Source organism: Clostridium saudiense (genome assembly GCF_000577815.1).
Classification (GTDB): domain Bacteria; phylum Bacillota; class Clostridia; order Clostridiales; family Clostridiaceae; genus Clostridium; species Clostridium saudiense.
Genome location: NZ_CBYM010000005.1, coordinates 36,020 through 60,369, shown reverse-complemented (window position 1 = coordinate 60,369; position 24,350 = coordinate 36,020). Strand labels below are relative to the sequence as shown.

At 29.3% G+C, this 24,350-nt stretch carries 19 protein-coding genes, 1 other RNA gene and 1 pseudogene; 3 read left to right on the top strand and 18 right to left on the bottom strand.

All coding sequences use genetic code 11. From position 1 onward, the window contains the following. Positions 1–4: 4 nt before the first annotated feature. From TY07_RS04125 to TY07_RS04095, 7 genes are read right to left on the bottom strand one after another with little or no spacing between them, the layout of a single operon-like run. A complete protein-coding gene (locus TY07_RS04125) occupies positions 5–1,945 on the bottom strand; it encodes a DNA polymerase (RefSeq protein ID WP_042395768.1) in 1,941 nt (646 codons plus the stop codon). 13 nt (positions 1,946–1,958) lie between these two features. Further along, positions 1,959–2,495 (bottom strand): DUF2815 family protein, encoded by a 537-nt coding sequence (locus tag TY07_RS04120; protein WP_042395765.1) that lies wholly within the window; start codon positions 2,493–2,495, stop codon positions 1,959–1,961. Next, positions 2,496–3,629: a DUF2800 domain-containing protein gene (locus TY07_RS04115; RefSeq protein WP_042395762.1), complete on the bottom strand. Its 1,134-nt coding sequence runs from the start codon at positions 3,627–3,629 to the stop codon at positions 2,496–2,498. Next, positions 3,629–4,000, bottom strand: a complete 372-nt coding sequence (locus TY07_RS04110; RefSeq protein WP_042395759.1) for a hypothetical protein — start codon at positions 3,998–4,000, stop codon at positions 3,629–3,631. Before TY07_RS04110 ends, TY07_RS04115 begins: the two co-directional genes overlap by 1 nt. 23 nt (positions 4,001–4,023) lie before the next feature. Next, positions 4,024–4,737, bottom strand: a complete 714-nt coding sequence (locus TY07_RS18530) for an antA/AntB antirepressor family protein (RefSeq protein WP_042395754.1) — start codon at positions 4,735–4,737, stop codon at positions 4,024–4,026. Between the two features lie 22 nt (positions 4,738–4,759). Further along, complete coding sequence (locus tag TY07_RS04100) at positions 4,760–5,020, bottom strand: hypothetical protein (RefSeq protein ID WP_042395750.1); 261 nt, start codon at positions 5,018–5,020, stop codon at positions 4,760–4,762. Positions 5,021–5,022: 2 nt separating this feature from the next. Beyond that, positions 5,023–5,385 carry a DeoR family transcriptional regulator gene (locus TY07_RS04095; protein WP_198133973.1) on the bottom strand — a complete coding sequence of 121 codons (363 nt, stop codon included), beginning with the start codon at positions 5,383–5,385 and terminating at the stop codon, positions 5,023–5,025. A 265-nt stretch (positions 5,386–5,650) separates the two neighbouring features. Between TY07_RS04095 and TY07_RS04090 the strand changes: the two genes are divergently transcribed. Genes TY07_RS04090 through TY07_RS04080 form a run of 3 tightly spaced genes read left to right on the top strand, consistent with a single transcriptional unit; the run spans position 5,651 to position 8,900 of the window. Then, the gene (locus TY07_RS04090) at positions 5,651–6,670 is read left to right on the top strand and encodes an ABC-three component system protein (RefSeq protein ID WP_157029133.1); all 1,020 of its coding nucleotides are present in this window, start codon (positions 5,651–5,653) and stop codon (positions 6,668–6,670) included. Further along, positions 6,663–7,118: an ABC-three component system middle component 2 gene (locus tag TY07_RS04085; protein WP_042395745.1), complete on the top strand. Its 456-nt coding sequence runs from the start codon at positions 6,663–6,665 to the stop codon at positions 7,116–7,118. The genes TY07_RS04090 and TY07_RS04085 overlap by 8 nt, the downstream gene beginning before the upstream one ends. Next, complete coding sequence (locus tag TY07_RS04080) at positions 7,119–8,900, top strand: AAA family ATPase (RefSeq protein ID WP_042395742.1); 1,782 nt, start codon at positions 7,119–7,121, stop codon at positions 8,898–8,900. It abuts the gene before it with no gap. Positions 8,901–8,992: 92 nt separating this feature from the next. Here the strand turns inward: TY07_RS04080 and TY07_RS04075 are convergent. The 11 genes and pseudogenes from TY07_RS04075 to TY07_RS04030 all read right to left on the bottom strand — a co-directional run bounded on the left by TY07_RS04075 (position 8,993) and on the right by TY07_RS04030 (position 24,013). Continuing rightward, positions 8,993–9,214: pseudogene (locus TY07_RS04075) on the bottom strand (YdbC family protein). Between the two features lie 4 nt (positions 9,215–9,218). Then, a complete protein-coding gene (locus TY07_RS04070; protein ID WP_042395737.1) occupies positions 9,219–9,875 on the bottom strand; it encodes a hypothetical protein in 657 nt (218 codons plus the stop codon). 16 nt (positions 9,876–9,891) lie between these two features. Continuing rightward, a complete protein-coding gene (locus TY07_RS04065; RefSeq protein WP_042395734.1) occupies positions 9,892–13,143 on the bottom strand; it encodes a type I restriction endonuclease subunit R in 3,252 nt (1,083 codons plus the stop codon). Positions 13,144–13,316: 173 nt separating this feature from the next. Continuing rightward, complete coding sequence (locus TY07_RS04060; RefSeq protein WP_042395731.1) at positions 13,317–14,567, bottom strand: restriction endonuclease subunit S; 1,251 nt, start codon at positions 14,565–14,567, stop codon at positions 13,317–13,319. Between the two features lie 44 nt (positions 14,568–14,611). Beyond that, positions 14,612–16,135: a class I SAM-dependent DNA methyltransferase gene (locus TY07_RS04055; protein WP_042395729.1), complete on the bottom strand. Its 1,524-nt coding sequence runs from the start codon at positions 16,133–16,135 to the stop codon at positions 14,612–14,614. Between the two features lie 12 nt (positions 16,136–16,147). Beyond that, positions 16,148–16,756, bottom strand: a complete 609-nt coding sequence (locus TY07_RS04050; protein WP_198133971.1) for a helix-turn-helix domain-containing protein — start codon at positions 16,754–16,756, stop codon at positions 16,148–16,150. A 312-nt stretch (positions 16,757–17,068) separates the two neighbouring features. Then, positions 17,069–18,763: a ferredoxin gene (locus TY07_RS04045; protein WP_042395726.1), complete on the bottom strand. Its 1,695-nt coding sequence runs from the start codon at positions 18,761–18,763 to the stop codon at positions 17,069–17,071. Between the two features lie 10 nt (positions 18,764–18,773). After that, positions 18,774–19,580 carry a hypothetical protein gene (locus TY07_RS04040; RefSeq protein ID WP_042395723.1) on the bottom strand — a complete coding sequence of 269 codons (807 nt, stop codon included), beginning with the start codon at positions 19,578–19,580 and terminating at the stop codon, positions 18,774–18,776. Between the two features lie 11 nt (positions 19,581–19,591). Continuing rightward, positions 19,592–20,941 (bottom strand): hypothetical protein, encoded by a 1,350-nt coding sequence (locus TY07_RS04035; RefSeq protein ID WP_042395718.1) that lies wholly within the window; start codon positions 20,939–20,941, stop codon positions 19,592–19,594. Positions 20,942–21,493: 552 nt separating this feature from the next. After that, positions 21,494–21,827: a transfer-messenger RNA gene (gene ssrA / locus TY07_RS17540) on the bottom strand. A gap of 668 nt (positions 21,828–22,495) precedes the next feature. Next, positions 22,496–24,013: a WG repeat-containing protein gene (locus tag TY07_RS04030; RefSeq protein WP_042395715.1), complete on the bottom strand. Its 1,518-nt coding sequence runs from the start codon at positions 24,011–24,013 to the stop codon at positions 22,496–22,498. Positions 24,014–24,350 lie beyond the last annotated feature (337 nt).

Genomic DNA, 24,350 nt, shown 5'->3' with positions numbered 1-24,350 from the left:
CTCATCAATCCTTCCTGTAATATTCACACTCAAATCCATCTGCTCTAAGTGGTAACCCCTTTGCCCATTCTGGAGCTATAGCCATAACATCACAAACTTCCTTTAGTGAACCTTTACCTATTGGCGTTTCTACTATAATTTCATCATGCACATGCATAACTATTTCATAACCTTTTTTATCTACATTAATCATAGCTTCTGCTAATAAATCTCTTGCAGTAGCTTGAACTATATTCTCTACTAACTTTGGGCCATAAGTTTCTATACGCTCCCACTTCTTAGTTGCACCTATCCCTTCATAAGTAATTCCTTTCCTACCAAACTTATTAGTTTCTAATCTTGGTTTTATATAAGATAAATTTCTTCCTGAAGGTAAAGTAATAAACATTATTCCTTTTTCATAGAAGATCTTAATTTTACCTACTACTTCAAATGACTTTTCCTTTACAACTTTAATTGCAGCTTTATCTATATCCCACCATAACTTTGTGATATTAGGATTAGCTTGTCTCCATTTACTAACTAAGCCCTGAAGCTCCTCTTCTTTAACTCCCATATCTAAGGCTCCCATAGCTGCAAGTGCCCCAACTGAACCACCATAACCTAAAGCTAACTCTGAAATCTTACCCTTCTGTCTTAGCGGTGAAGTTTTAGTTATTTCTTCAATAGGTATTTTAAACATCTGACTTGCACTAGCTTCATATATCTTTCCATGAGAATTAAAAACATCAAGCCTCCACTTCTCTTCTGCAAGCCAAGCAATAACTCTAGCTTCAATAGCACTAAAATCAGCTACTATAAATCTATGGTTTTCTTTAGGTATAAAAGCTGTTCTAATAAGCTCTGATAGAACCTGCGATACATTATCAAATAACATATCTAAAGTCTCGAATTCTCCATTCTTAACCAAGTCACGAGCTAAAGTTAAATCTTTAATATGATTTTGTGGCAAGTTCTGAACCTGTACTAATCTACCAGCCCAGCGCCCTGTTCTATTAGCACCGTAGAATTGAAGTAACCCTCGTACTCTTTTATCTGCACATAATACTCTTTCTATAGCTTCATATTTTTTAACAGAAGTCTTTGAAAGTTGAGATCTTAAATTAAGTAATCTTTGTACATCTTCTTCTGCATCTTTAGCCAAATCTGCTACTGTCTTTTTAGATAATGATTCTACTTCTACTCCATTTTCTAAAAGCCATTGTTTTAGCTGTATCACTGAATTTGGATTTTCAAGTCCAGTAAGTTTTTGTGCTTCTGCATAAATATCTTCTTTATGAATATTCTCACACTCTATAGATTTTTCCACTAATTTAGTATCTATAAGAATCCCTCTATCATTAATTTCTTGGTCAAGAACATAAATCTCTTGCTCACTAGTTATAATTGGATACCTCTCAAGCCTTTTACGTATTGCCTTTTCAACTTCAACATCTTGTGCACAGTATTTCTTGAAAACTTCCCATCTTTCTAATGAATGATGTGGATAATTTCTATTTCTTTCTCCATTAGATTTTGTTGGTTTACAAGGTACTGAAAAATATTTAATTAACTCTTTACCTTCCTTCATTTTTTGCTTTTGCAATCCTAAAACTTGTGCAACTCCATCTAAAGATAAAGGTAATCCTAAGCTTGCAGCTTGAACTGCTGTACATCTCCATGACTTTGCAGATAATTTTTTATTAAGATATTTTGATAAACATACTCTTTCAAAATTTGCATTAAATGCAGTTTTAATAATTTTTTCATCTTCAAGAGCTAAAATAATTTCATTAGGTAAAGTTTCCCCTGTTGCTAAATCTATAACCTTTACTTCATCATCATCAAACGAATAAGCAAATAATAAAATTTCAAACTTAGGTGAAGTGGTGTATGCATAAACACCACTTCTAACTAAATCAACATCCGAGTAAGTTTCTATATCTATAGCTAATGTTCTCTTCATACACTATACCTTCTTAGCTTAAGAAATCTTCATCTTCAAAAGTTGAAAACTCATTTTCTGCTTTAGTACGTCCACTTAATGCATCTCCATCAGCTAACTTTTGTAGATTTCCAAGTCCACAAGCAATTCCTTTATTACCGTTTGAATTAAATGCATAAAAAGTTATACTTGCTCTTCCATAACACCCACTGTAAACTTCACTTTGGTCTAAAATAGGTTTAACATTTTTATCTACTATTTGAGGCTTGTCCTTACTATTTGCATTTATAAAGTAACTGTTCTTATAAGCTTCGTCATCAGGTCTATCAACATCTCCATCACGTAATGGTGTTTTTAGATTAGCTGGTACTCTTCCACCAAACTTAGCTTTCCCTTCTTGCTTTGCAGCTTCTATAGCAGCTTTAACTTCATTAACTGTCTTTGTATCTGCCTTTGGTATTATTAATGAAACAGAATACTTTTCATCTCCACCATTAATTGATTTTGGCTCCCACACATTTGCATATGAGAATCTTACCTTACCTGTTATAACCTTCGTATTGTTTTCCATCTATATTTCCTCCTTAAAATCAGCTACTGCTGTATTATTTATTTTTATTTCTTTTCTTTTATCTGAACTAGGAACTAATGTTGGCTTACCTTCTGGTCTTTCTATTAATGTTCCTAGAATTTCATTAAACTTCTTTTTGCCTATTAACTTCTCCATGGCTGTTATACCCAAAAGTGACTTAGAATAAATATCACTTATACCATTGTCTTCACAAACTTCTATAACTGCCTTTTCATCTTTATATTTACGATTAGCTCTACCCTGAACTAACTTAAATCCTGGCCATTGTTTACCTTCATTAATTGCTAAATGTGAAGCAAAATTATGAACATCATTAGCCCATGTTGATAATCTATCGGATATAAATAACACATCTGCTATTTCTTCATCAGTTAATAAATCTGGCTTCTTAAATTCATACTTAGCTGCATCTAAAAATTCTTCTGATCTTGCTCTACAGTTATGTCTAACTCTACAGAATCTACAATGTTCCCCTGAAAGAAACTCACCTTCACCTTTAAAAGCTAAATCAGCCCTTGGTTTCAATTCATTCTCTGCCCAACTTAATAAATCTTCTGTTAACATCTCATAGGTAGATATACTTTCAAGTCTAGGTTGTACAATAGTCATTCTTACTTTTTTAATATCATAAAGACTATCAAATAAGTTTAGAGCCCCTATAGCATAAAGTTTCATTTGAGGATTATCTTCTGCTGAAACTGCAACACCTCTACCATACTTTAGATCCACAATATCAAGATTTTCATCTGCAACTATTAAAAGGTCTCCTGTACCAAACCCCTCTGGCACATAGCAGGAATAATCTAACCTTTGCTCTATTAATATCACTGGATCTTTACAGTTTGTCCTAACTTCATCAATAAGTTCAGTTGCAAAACTCACATAAATATCTGTGTACATTTCTAGCTCTTCACTATCAAATTCACTAACTGGTCTTTCAGTTTTAATACCAAGATAATTTCTTAATTTGTACTCTGATAATTCATGGGCTGCTGTACCTTCTGCTGCAAATACACTACTTGTATTTTCTTCATTCTCTTCAAGCCTTGCAGATGGTGGACAGTGTAACCACTTATGTGAAGCTGAAGCAGATAATAATGCATGCTTGCCCATTATAAAACCTCCGCTAATTCAAGAAGCTCTTTATAATTACATGGATGAATATCAGTTAGCTTGTTTACTCCATATCTTTTAATAAGCTCCTTAACTTCTGCTTGCTTTCCATTCTTAGATTTTGTGGCTAATACTTTTCTAACTTCTTCAAGTGCTATAGTATTTTCAACTACCCGCTCCTTCTTTTCCTTAACTTCTTTTTCTTTAGTAACTTCCTCTACCTTAGGCTCAATTTCTTTTACTCTAACTGTATCTTCTACAACCGAAGAAATACCTGTTGCTAAATTCACCTTAGGTAATGCCTCTGCTAAGGCTAATATTGCAGCCATAAGCCCCGGCGATTTTAAATTTACATCAATCTTAATGTTCATATTTTTATACTCCTCTTTTTTTATTATTTATTACCTAAAAGTAATAATCTAAAAGTTTCTCTTCCCTTAGGTGTAATTAAAGTTTGAACTCCAGCCCAACCTGTTTTATCATTTTTTGATTCTTTAAGTTCAAATAACTCTTTATTTTTATCTGAATATGGTTTTAAATTCCCTCTTTTATCCCTGTAAATAAACTTGCTTTTAATTAAAAAATTTACAAACTCCTTTTGTTGTACCCCTAACTCTTTTGCTGTATCTCTAAAATTGGTAAGTAAATTTCTATCTACTAATTCATCAAAGTAATCGGACTTAGGTTGCATAATAGAATTTTCAACATAAAGTCTTGAATTTTCTAATTGTAGGTGATTTATTTTACTATCAGCCATCTTTAGCGCTCTTGACATAACCATCTCTGGTGTATTCCAAGCTTTTTCAAGAGATAAAAAGTATTGTCTTGCTTCTTTGCCTTTTTCACTTCTTTGCAACATACATATTTCTTTTGCCATTGGAATTGTTACTTCATAATCAGTAATTTTTCTTTTAACTTCTCTTAAACCTTCAATTTGAACTTGCTCAATTTTGAGCGGGTTGAAATCTACCCCTTGATTAAATCCATACTCACACATTCTTGGAAACCAATCCTTAAAATTTGTTTTCACCTCTAAAAAGTCATGTAATTCCCTAGCCGATACTGTAGGTTCTTCCTTCTTGTAATTAACTTTTATTAAATCATTCATCTTTCATTACTCCTTTCAGTTTTTATAAAATTTTGGCATCTTCAATAAATCTGTGGTAATCCTCTTCTTTAACTTCAATTAACTTCTCTGCATTATATTTCTTTAATAAAGCTTTAATTTTCTTTATTTTTCCTTCCTTGCTTTTTTCAGCAAGAATAGCACTTATAACTCTAATATTTACATCATTTATTTTTGATTTATTATCTATTAATTTGGATAGTTCTAAATACCCTAGTGATATTTTTTTATATCCTGAAGCTAATGTTAAAAATATATTATCCACATTTAAGCCTCCTTTCTTAAATCCATATTCAAAGCAAATTCATTTAAAATACTATTCATAATAAGTAGCTCTTGACCTGCTAGTCCATCTTTAAGCTTTTCAAGTAGATTCTTTTGTTTTGAGTTTAGATATTTTCTATCTAAATCAAAATCTCCAACAATTTTAACTCCACCACCATACCTACCACGAACAGTTTCTATAGGATATGAGAGTGATAAATAATTAATATCATTTCTGATAGTACGACTAGTAACTCCAAACTCTTCTGCCAGATTTTCCATTGTTTCTTGTCTTCTTCTACAAAGAACTTTTATAATTTCCATTCTTCTTTCAGTTGGCGTTATCCAATCTTGCATTTCATTCATCACTCTCACCCCCCCTCTCGCTCTGTACCTAAATAATAAAAATTAAATAGGAAAACCCTTTTCCTATTAAAAAACTTTCCTTGTAAACTTTATGCATTATTTTACAAAATATTGAGTAATAACTAATATTTTGATATAATTTTTATATTCTATTGGTATATTAAGTAGTTACTTATTACAAACTTTACAAGTTAAATGGTACAGCTAATTACCCAAATAGTAATTGGGATAAACTTGGGGTAAACTTGGGATAAAATTTAAAAATATGAGGGGGAAATCTATGGTTACTTTGAATTTTGCTTCTTATGCAAAAGCAATAAAGGATGGTATAGCAAAAACAACTCAAATTGGTGTAACAAAGTTACTACTTAGATTAATTGTAGACAATGAAAAGGTAGTAAATAGCCAAGGTGAACAATATAACATAACCAGCTATTATGTTAATAAATGGTGGAATGAGTATGAAGATATTCCTGCACAAATAAAAAAAGCTGCAGCATCGCCAGAAATTATTTCTGAAGCTACAGATTATTTTGAAAATAAAATTATCAATGCTCTTAGTCCTCAAAAGGAATTAGATGCATATTCCACTATATTAACTTTAATTAATTCAGATATTAGTATAGCACCCAATATTAGAAACAATCTAATCTCTTTATATAATTCTAACGAACTTAGTCAGTTTCTTGCAGAGACCTTTTTATATGCGGTTCAAAAAGATAATAAAAAATCTAAATTAGAAAATAAATCTAAAACTGACTCTACCTCTTCCCTAGAAGATGATGTATCTAAACTAAATGACCTATTGAAAAGTTTTCCCAAACCAATAAGTCTACTCCCAGAAGATACCTTTGCTGAACATGAAATGGTATATATTACTGAACTTCTTGCTGCATATGCTGATGAAGAAGGAATTTTAAAAATTGAAAAGGAAACTCTTGAAAAATATCCAAAATACAAAAATAACTTTTTAAGACACCGAAAAGACTATTATGCAGCGGAGACAATTAGACAATCTGCTAGAGATCCACTTGGTGCAAATGCTACTGGTGAATTTAACGTGCTAAAAGAAGAAACACTAGATGGAATAATTGATGTTCATGAAGATTGTTATGATAGTGGATTTGAGCGTTTAAAAAATGTTATGAAACACGTAACAACTATACAGCTTAATAAATCTTTGCTAACTCATCTACCTGGATGGATTAGTAATAGTGAAAAGAAAGGGTTCTGTCATATGTTAGTGAATGATGGTCAGATAAAATGGGTGGATACCGATGAGTAATATTTTTAATTCTCCCTTTGAAGTTTCTCTTCGAGTTCTATTAATTCTTAATGAATATGAGGATTCAAGCTTAACATCAGATAAAATAACTATTACAGACTTCATTTCTGTATATGGCGCTTCATTTGGAATAGCTGAGAAAAACTTACATGGTGATAATATTTTTAAATTCAGTGAGTTTGCTACTAGGAGGCTTCTAATTCAGCAAGCTATAAAAATTCTTGTTATTAAAGGACTTATAATAGTAGAGTTCAACAAAAATGGTTTTACCTATACCATAACAAATGCCGGTATAAATTATTGTAATTCTCTTGAAAGTGACTATGCTAATATCTTTAGAGAAATGGTTCATGAATCTCGAGTTTATATCCTTGAACACGCTGAAAAAGACTTATTAGATATGATCAATAAATATTCTATAAATTCCTTTAAGAAAGGAGGAAATTAATTGTTTAATTTTTATATAAAAGAACTCTCCCTATCAGGTGATAATGTAGAGACCTCTTCTTTAGAATTCACAAGTGGTCTTAATATTATATGTGGTCCATCAAATACGGGTAAAAGTTATATTGCCGAATGTCTTGATTTTATGTTTGGTTGTAAAGCAAAAGATTTTCGTATTGGTAAAGAAACAGGATATAACATCGTTCGCATGAAAATTGTTACAGCTAATGGTGATATATATTTAGAAAAAAAATTTGATGAAAATAATATTCAAGTTAATAGCTTTAATCCTAATATTGATTCTGGAAGATATAGCCGGACTAAATCCAAGTTATACATTAGTAACCTTTGGCTTAACCTTATGGGGATTCATAATCCTCCAGAAATAATAAAAAAAGAAACATTTGAAAGACAAGTCCTTACTTTACGCTCATTCTTGCATACATTCTTTATTGAAGAAGATAATGTTTTTCAAGAAAATAGTATTATGTTTCAAAAATCAAACTTTACAAGTACTGCTATTTTATCAATAATACTATTTTTAATAACTAGTGATTCTTTTAAAGATGCTAATCCTCAAGAGGAAAAGAAAATTAAAGAAGCTCGGAAAAATGCTGTTATAAAATATATTAATGATAATCTTAATAACCTAGCTGTTCGTAAAAATGAATTAATCAAAACAGAAACTCAAAATATTGAAACTATTCAAGCAAAGATTAATTCTACCCTTGATGAAATAGCTGAAGCAGAAGGTGAAATATCAATCGCAGTAACACGTAGTAAATTTTTATCTAATGAAATATATGCCTTAGCCGAGCAACTTGCAGAATGTAATATGCTTCATAGTCGTTATAAAGCCTTACGTAGCCAATATAGGGCAGATATTAAAAGATTAACTTTTATCGTTGAAGGAGAATTACATAAAGAGGAAATACCAGAATCTTTAACTTGTCCATTCTGTGATGGAGCTCTGCCTAAATTAGAAGATAAGACCTGTATAGAAGCGGCTCACATAGAATTACAAAAAATAATACTTCAAATGAAAGATTTAGATGATGCTGAAAAAGATATCATTTCTGAAAAATTAATTCTTGAAGAAAGAAATAAAGAATTGATAATAGAACGTTCTAAAATAGAGCTACTAATAAATTCTGAGCTTCAACCACGTGTAGACTCATTAAGAAAATCGTTATATGAATATAAACGTTCTATAGAAATTAATAATGAATCATCTATCATTCAACGTTTTGAATCTAATATGATTGCTGATCTTACTAACATTCAGGTTACTGATGATCCCGAGGCAAAATATAAGCCTAGAGAATACTTTACTCAAGATATTTTAAATAAATTAAATGAAATACTTACTAAAATATTAGAGTCTTGTAAATTCGAAGAGTTTAGCTCTGCATACTTTAGCCTTGACCCTTTTGATGTAGTTGTTAATGGTAAGGCAAAGTTTACATTTGGAAAAGGTTATCGTGCATTTTTAAATACTGCAGTTGCTCTTACCTTTAAAGAATACCTATCAGAATACGATGAGTTTTCACCTGGAATGCTTATAATTGACTCCCCTATTCTTTCTTTAAAGGAAAAAAGTGATGAAAAAGCTTCTGATAGCATGAAATCTTCATTATTTAAATATTTAGTGGATAACCAAAATAGTGGCCAAACTATAATAATTGAAAATGATATTCCTGACATAGATTATAGTAAAGTCAATGTAATTAAATTTACCAAAGATAAAAATAATGGTAGATATGGTTTCTTTAAGGAAATTAAATAAAAAGATAAGCCTTTATTCTAAAATGAATATTGGCTTGTCTTTTAAACTTATAATATATAAAATTTTATACTATCTAAATTAATAATTTTATTTTAAATTTCAATACTATTAAGTAACTCTTTTAATGCTTTTAATTCATCATTACTTAATGTAACACCTTTTCCCATCTTTTCATGTTCTGGTGACCATTCTCTTTAATCATACTTTGCTTCTTTTCCATTCCAGCTAATTAGATTTAATTCCTTCTTCCAACCTTTTGCTGACTCAGCTATAACACCAATAGTTTCTTTAATTTCATATTTTATATCTGCCATAATTTTACATCTCCATTTCTCCAATTCCCTCAACTAAAAGCATTGCCTTTAATATTGAATTTAATAAATCATAAAAAATATCTTGACTTTTGTTATCATCAAATAAACCTTCTAATGATATTTTTGATATAACTACCCACTCTTTACCTTCATATTTTAATATTTCACTATTAAATTCTTCTATAAATCTTTCTTTTCTATTTTCCTTCTCAACTCTATCTTTACCTAAACCTCTATACAATCTAACTAAAGCTCCATTACCTGCTAAGTTAGTTATATTTTTTATAATATAAAGATTTTCCTCATCTTTAATTGCTTGAGATAATTCTAATTGAAAACTATAGTCATGAAATTTAGATGAACCTACTGTAATATGGCTATTTTTTAATCTTGTTTCATATGCCCATTCTCCCAAACTTACAAACACTTCATATAATTTATTTTTATACTCTAAAACATCGTACTTATTATCATTATCCATTAAATAAAATTCATTCATATCATATCCATAACGTTCTGACTTATAGGCTTCTGTCACATCAAAGGCATTAATTTTATATCTACCCTCTAATACTTCTATATTAATATCTTCTTTTAATCCCGTTCCATTTAATATATCTTTGATTCTATCTGCTTCATTTTGTGTTATTAACTCATACATACTCTCATCCCCTGTTCTAAACTCTATATTCTCCACTTTCCTCTGCTGCCATAGCTACTGTTAAATCTGCTACGTCAACATTTCCACACATAAGCTCAGCCTGTCTTAAAACTGTTTCCAATGCCTTCTTAGATTTATCTGGTGGATAATCATACTTCTTTAAAAGTCTCTTAATTATCCTTCTCATACCTGCTTGGGCACTTTTTCTTATGCTCCAATCAATAGAAATATTTCTTCTTATAGCATAAGTTAATTCATGTGCAATCATCTTTAAAGTTTCATCTGTCATAAACTCTTTTACTGCATCATCATCAGTTAATGCATCATAGAAAGCAATTTCATCAGAATTTAATCCTAGCTCTTCTTCTCTAGTTTTCATATTTTTTAAATCATGAGCCATCTTAATTAACTCTTCAATAACTTCTGCATTAGTTATTGCTTGATTTCTATATTTATTTAAAGTTTTCTTTAACTTTTCTGAGAACTTTTCAGATTTAACTAAATTAGTTCTTTCCATAGCCTTTAAGTTACCTTCTAATAACTTCTTAAGCATTTCAGCTGCAAGATTCTTTTCTTTCATTCCTTTTACTTCTTCTAAAAACTCTTCTGAAAGAATAGAAACATCTGGTCTTTTTATTCCTAAAGTATCAAATACATCAATAACTTCCTCTGATATTATTGATTTTTCTAGTAATTGATTAACTCTAGCTTCCATCTCTTGCTTTGATTTTTTAACTACTTTTTTAGTATCTAGCTTAACTAAACTTGCCTTTACAGCTTTAAAGTAACTTACTTCTAAAGCAACTTCTTTACCTTCATCTGTAGCTGCACATAAAGCATGAGCTTTTGCTAATTCTGTAGCAAATTGTTTAAATTCTTTTTGATCTTTTTCATCAAAACCTAAAACTAGGTTCATACCAGTAGTAATAGCTCTTATTCTTTGTGCTTGAGAATCTCCCATATAGCCTGAATAGTCTAATCCATGTACCATATCTCTTAATACTTCAAGCTTTTCAAGCATTACTGCTATAGCTGCTGAAGTATCTATACCTGTATTATGTTTATCACTATCTGTATATTGTTTTAATGCCTTTTTAAGACTTTCAAGTATTCCTAAATAGTCAACTACAACTCCACCAGATTTATCTTTAAATACTCTATTAACTCTAGCAATAGCTTGCATTAAGTTATGGCCTTGCATTGGTTTATCTATATACATAGTATGCATTGATGGAACATCAAAACCTGTTAACCACATATCTCTTACTATAACGATTTTTAATTCATCATTATTGTCTTTCATTCTATTAGCTAATGTATCTCTTCTTTGTTTACCACCAATATGTGCTTGCAATCTTTCATTATCTGCTGCACTACCAGTCATAACTACTTTTATTTTACCTTTATCAACATCATCTGAATGCCAATCTGGTCTTAATTTAATTATTTCATCATAAAGATCAACACAGATTTTTCTACTCATACAAACAACCATAGCTTTTCCATCTACAGTTTTAGCTTTTTCTTCATAGTGATTTACTATATCTTCTGCTAACTTTTTAATTCTACTTGGAGAACCTACAACAGCTTCTAATCTTGACCATTTGCTCTTGTACTTCTCTTTATCATTATCTTCTTGACCTTCTGTTATTTCATCAAACTCTTCATCAATTTCTTCAATAATATCTTCATTAGTATCAAGTTTGATTATTCTATTTTCATAATATATTTTTACAGTAGCTCCATCTTCAACAGCTCTAGTCATATCATAAATATCAATATAATCACCAAATACAACTGGAGTTGATTTATCATCAAGCTCAATTGGAGTACCAGTAAATCCTATAAATGTTGCATTAGGAAGTGCATCTCTTAAATATTTAGCATATCCATATTTAACATTACCTTCTTTATCTGTTTTAGCTTCAAATCCATATTGGCTTCTATGAGCTTCATCTGCCATTATAATTACATTTCTTCTATCAGTTAAAGCAGGCATTTCTCCATCTTCTGGCTTGAACTTTTGAATAGTTGTAAATATAATTCCACCTGATTCTCTATCATTAAGTAAATCAAATAATCCATTTACTTCTTTTGAATTATCTTTAGCTTTAACATTAGATTGTTTTTGCTCATCTGAAAGCTTTCTAACATCTGCTTGCTTTGGAGTTTGTCTTAAAATATCAGCTGATTTAGCAAAAGTTCCAAATAATTGATCATCTAAGTCATTTCTATCTGTTAATACAACTATTGTTGGATTATTTAACTGCTTTACTAATTGTGCTGCATAAAATACCATTGAAAAGCTCTTACCTGAACCTTGAGTATGCCAAATAACACCTGCTTTTTTATCTCCATTTTCACTACAAGCTAATTTTGTTTTTTCTACTGCTTTTTTAACTGCAAAATATTGATGATAACCTGCTAATATTTTTATGTTAACTGCTTTATCTCCAATTTTATTACCATTAGCATCATAATCTGCTTTTCTTGAAGTTTGGAATAATAAGAAGTTTTCTACTATATCTAATAAACGCTCCTTAGATAACATCCCTCTTAGCATAACCTCATATTGTGGTACATCTAAAGATGCAATAGTTTCACCATCAATACTTCTCCAATTCATGAATCTTTCTTCATTAGAAGTAATAGTACCAGCTTTAGCATTTATACCATCTGATAATATGCAGAAAGCATTATAGTTAAATAAACTTGGTATATCATTTTTATAAGTTTGAATTTGATTATAAGCTTCTTCAATACCTACATTTTCATCACTAGCTGACTTTAACTCAATTACTACTAGAGGAATACCATTAACAAAAATAATTAAATCTGGTCTTCTTTCTTCCTTTTCAACTATAGTAAATTGATTTACTACTAAAAAATCATTTTTATTTACATTTTTAAAATCTATAATATAAGCTTTTTCAGTTTTAATAGCTCCATCTTTACTAAAAGAAACATCTATACCTTCAACTAAAAGCTTATGAAACTCTTTATTATTATCAACTAATACTGGACTATTAAATGTAATAATCTTCCTGTAAGCTTCTTCTAAAGCTTCTTCTGGTAAATGTCTATTTATACTAAATAAAGCATCTTTAACTCTTTGCTCTAATAAAACATCTTTATAATTATTTCTTTCTGGAGTATCACCATCATAGGCAATATCTGGGCCAAAAGCATAACTATAATCTAATTCTTGAAGTATCTCTATAGCTGCCTGTTCTAAAAGATCTTCTGTGAAATTTTCAAATAAACTCACCGTTCCACACCCCACTTAAATATCCTTCTTTTTCATTTAAATATTCTGTTGCCATTAGAAGCTCTATCCAATATTCGGCTTCTCCTGCTTCTTTTAATGAAATATTTATCTTAGAGAATTAAGAATTATTTGAATTTTATCTAAATTCTTAATTCTCCATTCTGAATTCTCAACTAATCCATTGGTACTCTTATTTCACCTGACATAAGTTTAGGTAACAAAGTATCTCTTAAATTAGTTAACTTTATATTTTCTATTAGCTTACTATCTATATTAATAGAGATAGTTTTTAACGTATCTGCAATTTTATTCTGAACACTCATTGGTGCTACTACCATCTTTTGCTTACCTAAAACTTTATTATTTAGTGATGTCTGCCCAGTAGTTCCTGTTCCTAATTGTTCTAATTCACTTTCCATACTTATAATATATCTTCCCAAAATATATGGATTTATTTTATCCTCATTAGCTCTCAATATGGTAATACAACTATGAACAATAGACTTTTCACTGATTAAACTTCTTTGAGCAACTCTCCCCAAAGTTCCTACTCCCATAGAGTTTATTAATATATCTTTTGATTTTAAAAATACTTCATCCGGTACCTTTTTTTGTGATAAGTCATGATATTGAATAGCCTCATCTACTAAATTATGATTTCTGACACATCTTTGATTTATTACTTTTATCCCACTCTCGGAGTACTTTGGAGAAAACCCTCTTCTATTTAACATTGTAATATCATCAATCTCAACTACTTTCCACCCCTTAGGAATCATCCCTAGCTCACTTTCAACCATTTCTCCACCACTACTTTTATATGGCTTACCATCTTCATTAGGAAATTCAAAATCAACAAACCATTGTTTAAAAATAGCTTGAACCATTTCTTCTAGTTTTTTATTTATTTTATTATTTACTCCTATTTTTTCATCTAAATCAGATAATATCTTTGCTATTGCCTTTTGTTCATCTAATGGTGGTAATAAAAATTCACTATTTTCAAGTACATCTTTCTGCACCCTTTGCCTTCCTGAAGAACCATTCATCGCTTTAATTGCAACATTTCTAAACTCTGGTGAAATTGAAAGATAATATATAAAATCATTATCTGTTATTCCTAACTTCTCCCTTAATACAATATATTCAGTTGAACCAAACCCAATTTCATCTTTATCTAAAATATCAACTTGAGCTGTTTTACCATTCTCAAGACATGGAGTTATTCTAGCTAATAAAGTATCACCATTTCTAAATTTAGTTCCACTTGTAAATTTAGCTTCTTCAAATCCTGATATTTTTCTAGTAAATGGCTCTAATTTTTCCATAGCTACTTTTTTAGCTATTTCTCCCTTCTTTATACTTTCTTTAGGATTAAATTGTATTATATCTACTAACTTAACCTTACTCCATTCATTCTCCATTCTTAATTCTCCATTCTTAATCACTATTAATTCTCAATTATTAATTAAAAACCGAATCCTATTCCCCATAGATTTTTTCTAATCTCATCCTCTAGGCTTCTTGACTTCTCAAACAATTCTCCAAGTTCACTTGTTAAAGTTTCCATTTTTTCTTCAAATGGAATTCCATCATCTTCTTGTTCTTCAATTCCTACATATCTTCCTGGAGTTAGTACATATTCATGTTCTCTTACTTCATCTAATTTAGCTACTTTACAGAATCCTTGGATATCTTCGTATTGTCCATTTAAATTTCTATAATTATGGTAAGTATCTGATATTTTCTTAATATCTTCTTCACTTAATTCTCTATGTCTTCTATCTACCATAGTTCCTAAGTTTCTAGCATCTATAAATAATATTTCATCTTCTCTTTCTCTAAACTTAGGATTATCCTTTTTATTTCTATTTAATATCCATAAAGACACTGGAATACCTGTTGAATAGAATAATTTATCTGGTAATGCTACTATAGCATCTACAAGTTTTGCATCTACTAAATTCTTTCTTATTACACCTTCATTAGAAGTATTTGAAGATAAAGCTCCATTTGCTAAAACTACTCCAGCAACTCCATTTGGTGCAAGGTGGTATACTATATGTTCAAGCCATGCATAGTTTGCATTACCTTCTGGTGGTACCCCATACTTCCATCTAACATCTTCTGTTAATTTATTTCCGCCCCAGTCACTAATATTAAATGGCGGATTTGCAAGTACATAATCTGCTTTTAATGTTTTGTGTAAATCATCATGGAAAGTATCTGCTTGATGTGGTCCTATGTTACCATCTAAACCTCTAATAGCTAAGTTCATCTTACATAGTTTCCAAGTTGTTGCATTAAGCTCTTGACCATATATTGATAAGTCACCTATTCTACCTGCATGTTCTTCAATGAACTTTTCACTTTGAATAAACATACCACCTGATCCACAAGCTGGGTCATATATTCTACCTTTATAAGGCTCTATCATTTCTACTAAAGTTTTAACTACTGATGTAGGAGTATAGAACTCTCCACCACCTTTTCCCTCTGAACTTGCAAATTGTCCTAAGAAGTATTCATATACTCTACCTAAAAGGTCTTTTTCACCATTTTTATGAAGTCTTATAGTTGAAATTAAGTCTATAAGCTCTCCAAGTCTTCTTTTATCAAGTTCTGGTCTTGCATATCTCTTATCAAGAACACCTTTTAATGTAGGGTTTTCTTTTTCTATAAGAATCATTGCATCATCAATTATTTGTCCTATTTTAGGCTCCTTTGCATTATCTTTTAAATAACCCCATCTTGCTTCTTTTGGTACCCAGAAGATATTTTCTGCTTCGTATTCATCTCTATCTTCTTCAAATCCATCTCCTTCTTCAACTAACTCTTCATATTTAGTTTCAAATTTATCTGAAATGTATTTCATGAATATAAGACCTAATACTACATACTTATATTCTGCTGAATCCATACTTCCCCTTAATTTATCTGCTGATTTCCATAACGTTTCCTCAAAACCAATGTTTGCTGTTGACATTTTCATTCCTCCAAATTATTAATAATTGTAATCATCAAATACTTCAAATATTTCACTTTCAAATTCCTTTTGCTCTTCACCAGTAGTTATTTTATCTGGTAATATCTCTAAGTAATGAGCTAAAGCTTCCATAGTTTTATGAACTATGGCTTCATGCTGACCTTTTTCTAATATTTCTACCATAAGCTTGTATGTATCAATATAAGGATTAGGATCTACAACTTCTAAAGCCGATTTAAATTTATTCATAATCTTTACTTTTTCAATAGTTCTTTCAATTGTATTTATTTCTTCTTTATCATAAACAGGAATCTGAACCATATCATTTATATCTTCAGCTATATATACTAATTCTTGCTTTTTTATGATTGGATTTAAATCTCTTTTTAGTTTTTCCTTTTGTATTTCCAGTTTGTCTACTTCATTTATATTTTTGTTAAAATAATCGCCATTTATTCCAAATAACTCTTTTAATACAGGTAAGTATTTTTTAGGAATCTTTTGTTTACCTTTAATCCACATATTAATATTTTGCTTTTTAATTCCTAACCTTTCAGCTAAGTCAATGTGCTGCATATCATATAATGCTAAAATATACTCCAATCCTATAATTGATATCACCTCCATTTACTTATTTTGTATTTTATTGTCTTAGTCAATATACATATATTGTAATTGTTTTTTATAGCTGTAGTCAATACAAATACACGAAAATTAATTATACTTAGACCCCCTAACGCAAAAATTCCCCAAGACCGTAGTCTTAGGGAACATAAAACACACTTCAATATTCAATTAAAATCCGCTAAACCTTTGATATCAGGCTATTTCTTAATCAGCCTAACAACCGTCTCTGCGTGTGAAGTATTTGGGAACATATTAACAATTAAAACTATAATATATTTAATTGTATTATTTATTATTAAGTATAGTTTGATTTTAAAATAATTTTTTAATTTTTAAATCTTCTAGAAATGACATCCTTAATTCATTGAAGATTTTATCAGTTAGCTTTTTCAATCTTTTTGATTCCCCGCACATCTTACATAGTTTATTAAAATTTTTATCAAATTTACTAAAATCTAATAAATATGCATATACCTCATACTCCTTCTCTCTTCCAAAAAATCCCGTTCTAAATTCTACTGAATCAACTACTTCTATTTCAACATCTGATTCTTCTAAATGATTTGGTCCATAAATCTCATTACCATATCCAATAATATTACTATCAACAAAATCTGTTATAATATCTCTTATTTTAATCTCAATATCTTTTGCACTATTTAAATCAATTATGGTACTATAATTTTCTGTACTAGTTTCAATTTTAACGACTGGATATTTAACATTATATTTATCAAAAATAATATGTAACTCTTTTAAAAACTTATTAAATATATTGCTTATTTGTTTTTCATAAAGCTTACCTAAATCACAAGCTACATTTTCTGAGTTATTAGGTGTAAAATACTCTACTGATTCCTCATAATATCTTTCTCTTCTATTTTCTGCACACACTCTACATTCTTTTCTAGAATTAAATCTAAAATCATTATTATAGTCAAAATCAACCATAAAATATGGCTCTTCAACCTCTAATTTTATCTTCTTTAAGTTACTTATTAACTCTTCAATCTCAACCTTTAAGGAGTCATCACCAATAGTCTTATTAGCATTTTTATTGTTGTATTCTCTTAGAGCTTCCTTTATAAATGTTATTTTATCTTCTCTTGCTTTCTTACAATTATTACGATATTCTATTATTTCTTCAAAAATCTCATCTACATATTTAAACATAGCTCCAGCTACGTCTAATACTGTTAAACTCTTTAATGATTCTACCGCTGTTTCTATATCATAAAAGTAGCCTCCATTCATATTATTAACTTCTATTTGACTTTCAAAAAATCTTCTATCTTTAGAGTTCTCTACCTTTATATTTTCTAATTCATCTAGTTTACTAATATAATTCCCCTTTGGTATAACATTAAACTTATGATAATCTTTAGGTATATTTAATTCATTATTTGCAATAGATTGTGCTAAATATATGATTTCTTCTAAAGCTTTAGAAATCTTTTCATTATTATCATAATAAAAATTCCCCTTAACCTCTTCATATTTAAGAACCTTATGTAATACAGTTATCTTATAATTTATTATTATTGCTTGTACAATTGAATCTCTTTGCGAATACACATTGTTTCTAAAAAAATCCTTAGCAGCCTTATATGCACTATCATAATTAGGATAAATAATATTAGAAACAGTATCACTTACTGTAATTAATGTTTCATTATTTTCAAACTTAAATGAAATATCATCATAGCTAATTACATCTATCTTATCCTCTAATAAATTCTCTATCAAGGTTTTTAATCTAATTATAGCCTCTTCTTGCTTAGCACTAGTAATCTCTTCATTAATAATTTCAATTGCATTTACAGGGCATGCTTCAATAACTTGTTGAAATATCATTGCTTCATTTTCATTAATAATTCCTAAATCCTTTGCTTTAACTCTCCCATCAGCAGCTTCTTCTAAGTGTGATGACATTACTATGCATGCCCCACAAGCTACACAAGAATCCTTTACGATTATCTTCTTTAGCTCCTTATTATTTCTTCCCATCTCTTATCTCCTACCTATTCATTTTAGTATTTATCTGCTTTATATATTCTTCACCTTTTCTTATAGCAGTACTTACATCATTAGCTAGTTCTCCATTACTATCTATTAATGGCTCTAATAAAAAGTTCTTTAAAGTATCTGCAATATTCATACAAAGTCTTAATTTTTCTTTATCTTCCTTAGTATAATTACATCTTAAACCACCATTTCTTTCAATAACTTCTTTAGTAATTGCTATTGCTTTAATCAAAAGTACATTAAGAAAAGCTAAAATTTCTGAAAACTTATTAGCTTTTTGCTCTATTTCATATAATGTTAAGCATATATTTTCTCCATGTTTCTCAATAACTAAACTCTGCTCTTTTCTCATTTCAGCTATTGATAGATTAATTTTGCTTTGGTGCAACTTCATTCCACCATAACCTGTAACTAAATACTTTACAAAACTCTCCTTAGAGGTTAATTCTCTTCCTGCTATTTCTGCCATTTCTCTTAAACTATCAATATCAAAATCTGTCAGTAATGCTTCCTCAGTATTTATGTTATCCTCATTAATTGTTACATTTAACTTTATAACCTTTTCATATAATTCAATAAATCTCTTTATTGAAGTTAAATATATCCCTTTTTTCCTATTTATCAATTTACTTAATGCATTTTCTGTTAACTCACATTGATCTTGTATTTTTTTTTGAGTTAATGCCATAATTTCAAAAGATTTTCTATTTAATAAATCAGCCTTTTCATTATACTCATTAGAATTTATTAATTGCTTCGCCATATATCCTGCTACAATCCCTAACTCTAATAATGCCATAATTCTCCCTCCTAAAAAGCAAACTCTAAATCCTCATCCATAAAGAACTCATCAAAATCTTCAAAGTTTTGAAATGCTAAATCTTCATTTATTATTTCTGCTAAAGCTTTAAGTCCATTATCTAATAAGCTATAGTTTTCATTCATTAATCCATCATATATCATTTTAAACCCTGAATCTTTTAATATATCAATCCCATTTAGCTCTTTATTTATTCTTTCAGATAAGACTAATCTCTGCCTTTCTAATTCAATCTTTGCACTTTTAGCAATATTCTTAACTTCCTCTTCTCTTTCCTTATAATCATTTAAAGTCATAAAGGTTTTGTATATATCTTCACATACAAAGGATACTATCATTGACCCAATTATTCCTCCAATAACAGGAATCGGTATTAAAGCTTGTCCGGCCATATATCCAATTGTTCCACCAATTACCCCTACACCTTTTTCACCTATCTCTGTAAAGAATTCCTTACCATTAATATCACCATTTAAATACCTATAAGTACTATTAGCAACTATAGCTGCAGCAACCACTATCTTTCCAACATGATTAGATTCTCCAACCTTTTTTAACATCTCATTACCACTATTCTTTAAAATATTAGTAAGTCCAGTAGTTGTAACCTTATATCCCCCTCCACTGACTGCTACCTTAGTAGTGATAATAGCCATGTCCTCAGTAACCTCACTTAATTTTTTTTCATCACTTGCCACTTGGATTAAATTATTAACTGCCTCTACCATAAGTGGAACACATAAATCCTTAACAGCTGTAGTTGCTCCATCATAAAATTCATTAGAAACGTTTATTACTGTTTTCTTAGCTGCATTTGAGTAGATTTTTGTACTAGAGTTAATCTGATCGCCCAGTAATTTTTTCTTTTTTTCTGAATCAAATTTCCCTCTATTCTTTTTAATTAAATCTATATTACTTAGTTCTTGTTTCTCTCTATTTAATTTTCTTTGTGTAACTCTTAAATTGCTACTATCATTAGCAATTTCTTTAACATCACTATCATTTAGAAATGGATTTTTCCTTAACTTACCATGAATTCTTTCAAGTGGATTTATATGATCAGTATCAACGGTATGCTTGGTATAGTTCTTCTTTCCATATTTATTAATAGCAGCTTTATCAGTTCTATGAACTGTTTCTCCTGTTATATAGTCTTTTTTACTGCTCCTATTACCAAAAAACTCTTCTTTAGCCTTTTTTCTTTTATAAGAATTATCATAAGCTTTTCTAATATATTTTTGAGATACTCCTAAGTTCTCATTTCCATTTATATTAATTGTTGCATTTATATTTATAATATTATCTACTATTTTAGATCTGTTTTTCTTATCTTCATCCATTAAATATTCCCACCTATTCAAACCAAATTTTTTATATTTTAACATATTTTATACATTATTTAAAGTTATATTCCCCATTTACGCGTAAAAATGCACACCCCCTAGTGAAAATTCTACTAAGTGGTGTGCACAAATACTCAAAAAGCCTAAAAGCGGCTAAAATACCTATTAAAACTCTTTAAATTTTTATCTCTATAAAGTAAAATACAATGGCCAAGCCTTGATATTTCAAGGTTTTACCATTGTATCCTAGTCTTTGTTCTTATTTGGTGGAGGCGAGGGGTCATGTGCATCCATTATTTCTATATGGCACTGACTATATCTTCTACTATTACTTAAATAGTAGCCTGGCATATTATAGAAGCTTAGTATAGTTTATATCTTCTATCCTAGTATTCCATAGAGATTACTCCTTAGGAACCTATGAGTCGATACGAGGCTGTTGAATTTCTTCACATACCTCTCGGTATTGCCGTCAGCATTCTCTGTTACGGTTTCACCGATAAAGCCAAGTTATCACTTAAACATCACTGTTTAAGGCGACTTTCTTTCAAAATCGAACCCCTGTCCGAAAGCAGACCAGCCTGACTTTCTACGAGCGTAGTTTAGTGACTAAATTTTCGGTCCTTAGTTCGCTCACAAACAAACTCCTAATTCCCTAGCTTCATAAATACCCCTTTAGCTCAAAGCTTTGCTAAACTTCGTTTCCCACTTCTATGACACCCGCTACCCAAGTCATGGGGAACCTGGACGGATGAGCGGCTATATTAAGCTGCTAATGCAAAATTGTCTTCTGCGTTTATATTTAATGCATAGCTTATTAACGAGTCGTCCATGCTTTACTCGGCCCGCTTATCAAACCCATCACACCCCCGTCGAAGCCAAAACGCCCCCATGTAAGGTTAATAGGTCATAAACGCCTTTACCTATTAAATTTTCAATCGATGATTAACATCGTGATTTTATTATAAAACATACAGTTTGAACTGTCAACTTAACTATTCTATTAAACCTTTGGTAAACTGATAATATTATTCTTTTACAAGAAATTTTATTTATTCTTAAAACAAATTTTCTAAATCTACCATAAAATTTTTTAAATTTAATAGTTCTTTTCCAATTATTAAACTTAACTTCTTTATAATTTACAATTAATTATTTAAATCATAAATATAAATAGAATTTATAAACTAATTACTTTTTATATTATATACTAATCTTTTATTATTATAACCTTAATACTCAATATAATTTTAAGTTATAAATAAAAACTCTTGCATTCTTTGTCGAAAGGTGTTATTCTAAATTAGCAGTTGGTACGTAAAGTGCTAATTACCGTAGAGTCTAGTTTGTCCTTCGCCGGATGCTAGGCTCTACTTTATTTTTACAATAAAATTTAAAAAGTTATACACATGAAATAAAAAACTATTCACACTTTTATTCATATTTTTCCCATTTAACTGTTCATAAGTGCACAAAACTAGCTCTTTTATATACTCATATACATACTAGTAAAATAAAAAAAGCAACATCATTAAGACATTGCTTAAAATTCTAATCATCTTTAGTTTCAAACTGTATTACATCATAATTTTCAGAGTTTATATAATAGTCATTTTCATAATCATCTCTATTAATATCATAAATATATATCATTTTAGAATAACTAAAAAAAGAAGCTCCAAAAGATTTATCATTTATCTTTTTCCCATTAATAGTATATACATCATAACTTTCATTATCACCATCTATAGTTTTGCAAATAAATACATTATTAAAAGCTGTAATTGAATCATATTCATCATCAATAATCCAATTTCCTTCTAAATCTCTTACTCCAACATTAGTATAATTTTCATCATATACTATTAATCTATTTTTATTTGCAACCTCTACATAATAAAATCCCTCTTCTATTAAATTTCCTTTTGAATCAACTATCCCATAACTATAATTATCCTCATTAACTAAATAAGCACTAGCAATTCCATCTACAAAAGAACTATCAATTTCATATTTAGAATCAAATAACTTATTTCCACAATAATCTATATAGGTATATACTCTTTCATTGCTTCCATAATAATATACACATGCAATTTCATTCTCATTATCAAAACAAGTTAAATAGCTATAATCATCCTTTAAATATATTGGTTCTAGTTTATTATTTAAATATACATATTCTCCTTTATCTTCATTATATAATTCATAAAAACTATTAGATATATCAGTAATATTATACTCGTTAAAATTAATAATTTTTAAATCCTCGTTTAAAATATAATAGTCATAACTTTCATTATCTTGTATAACAGCATATCCATCGATATATCCTCTATATATAGAGCACTTATTACTTAAAGAAATTTCATTACCATTTACATCATATAAAGTTTCTTTATTATCTTTTTCAGCTACAATAAACCCATTATATTCTGTAGTAACATAATCATATTTATCCCTTAAAACTTCTTTTCCATCCTTATTAATAACAGCACTAATTTCATCATCCTCTTCATTACCTTTAATATCATAATAGTATACAACTGCTAATCCATTACAAAAACTATCTCCATAAAAATAATCACCACTAGTAATCACTTCACCTTTTTCGTTTATGTACGCACCTTTTTCATCTATAACTACAAAGGCCATCCCCTCAGAAAAAAAGTTTGCATATCCATATTGTGGTTCAATTATAACTTCTCCACTACTGTCAATATAACCATACCTTCCTTCTTCATCAACAAATGGATATAAATCTAGTTCCTTCTCTTCTTCATACTGATACAATTTTATATTATTAACAAAAACATTATTACCATCAGTTTCTACTTGTGGCTTATCTTCAATTTTTATTTCAACACTTCCTAAAGTTCTCCCCATATTACTACTTATAAATTTCACACTAAGTAAATAATATACTATACCTATTATTACTATTCCTACTATTAAAAAAGCAGTAATAAAAATAATAACAGCTCTTTTGCTAGCTGCTTTTTGAGTTATATATTTTTCCTCTGCAATTTTCTGCACATCACATCGATGAGTTTCATCACTTTTGCCCATTTGCAGTTCACCTTCTTATTATAATTAATTACATTTTATATTATATATGTCAATTAGCTATTTTAATACTATTTATATTTTCTTTCAAAATAAAAAATGATAAGACCTATGCGTTCGTAAGCCTTACCATCTCTTATTCTTAGATAATATATACTATTCAAATTTATTGTAAATGTTCTAAAATAAAAAATAAACAAATAGTGGTAGTAAAAGTTCAATAAATTTTAGAAGTTTATTTTTAATATATAGTGAACTAAGTAGTGCTAAAAGGTTCTATCCATTATAGTTAGTACAAATTACTGAATAAATTTTATAAATAATTCATTTTCTAATTTAA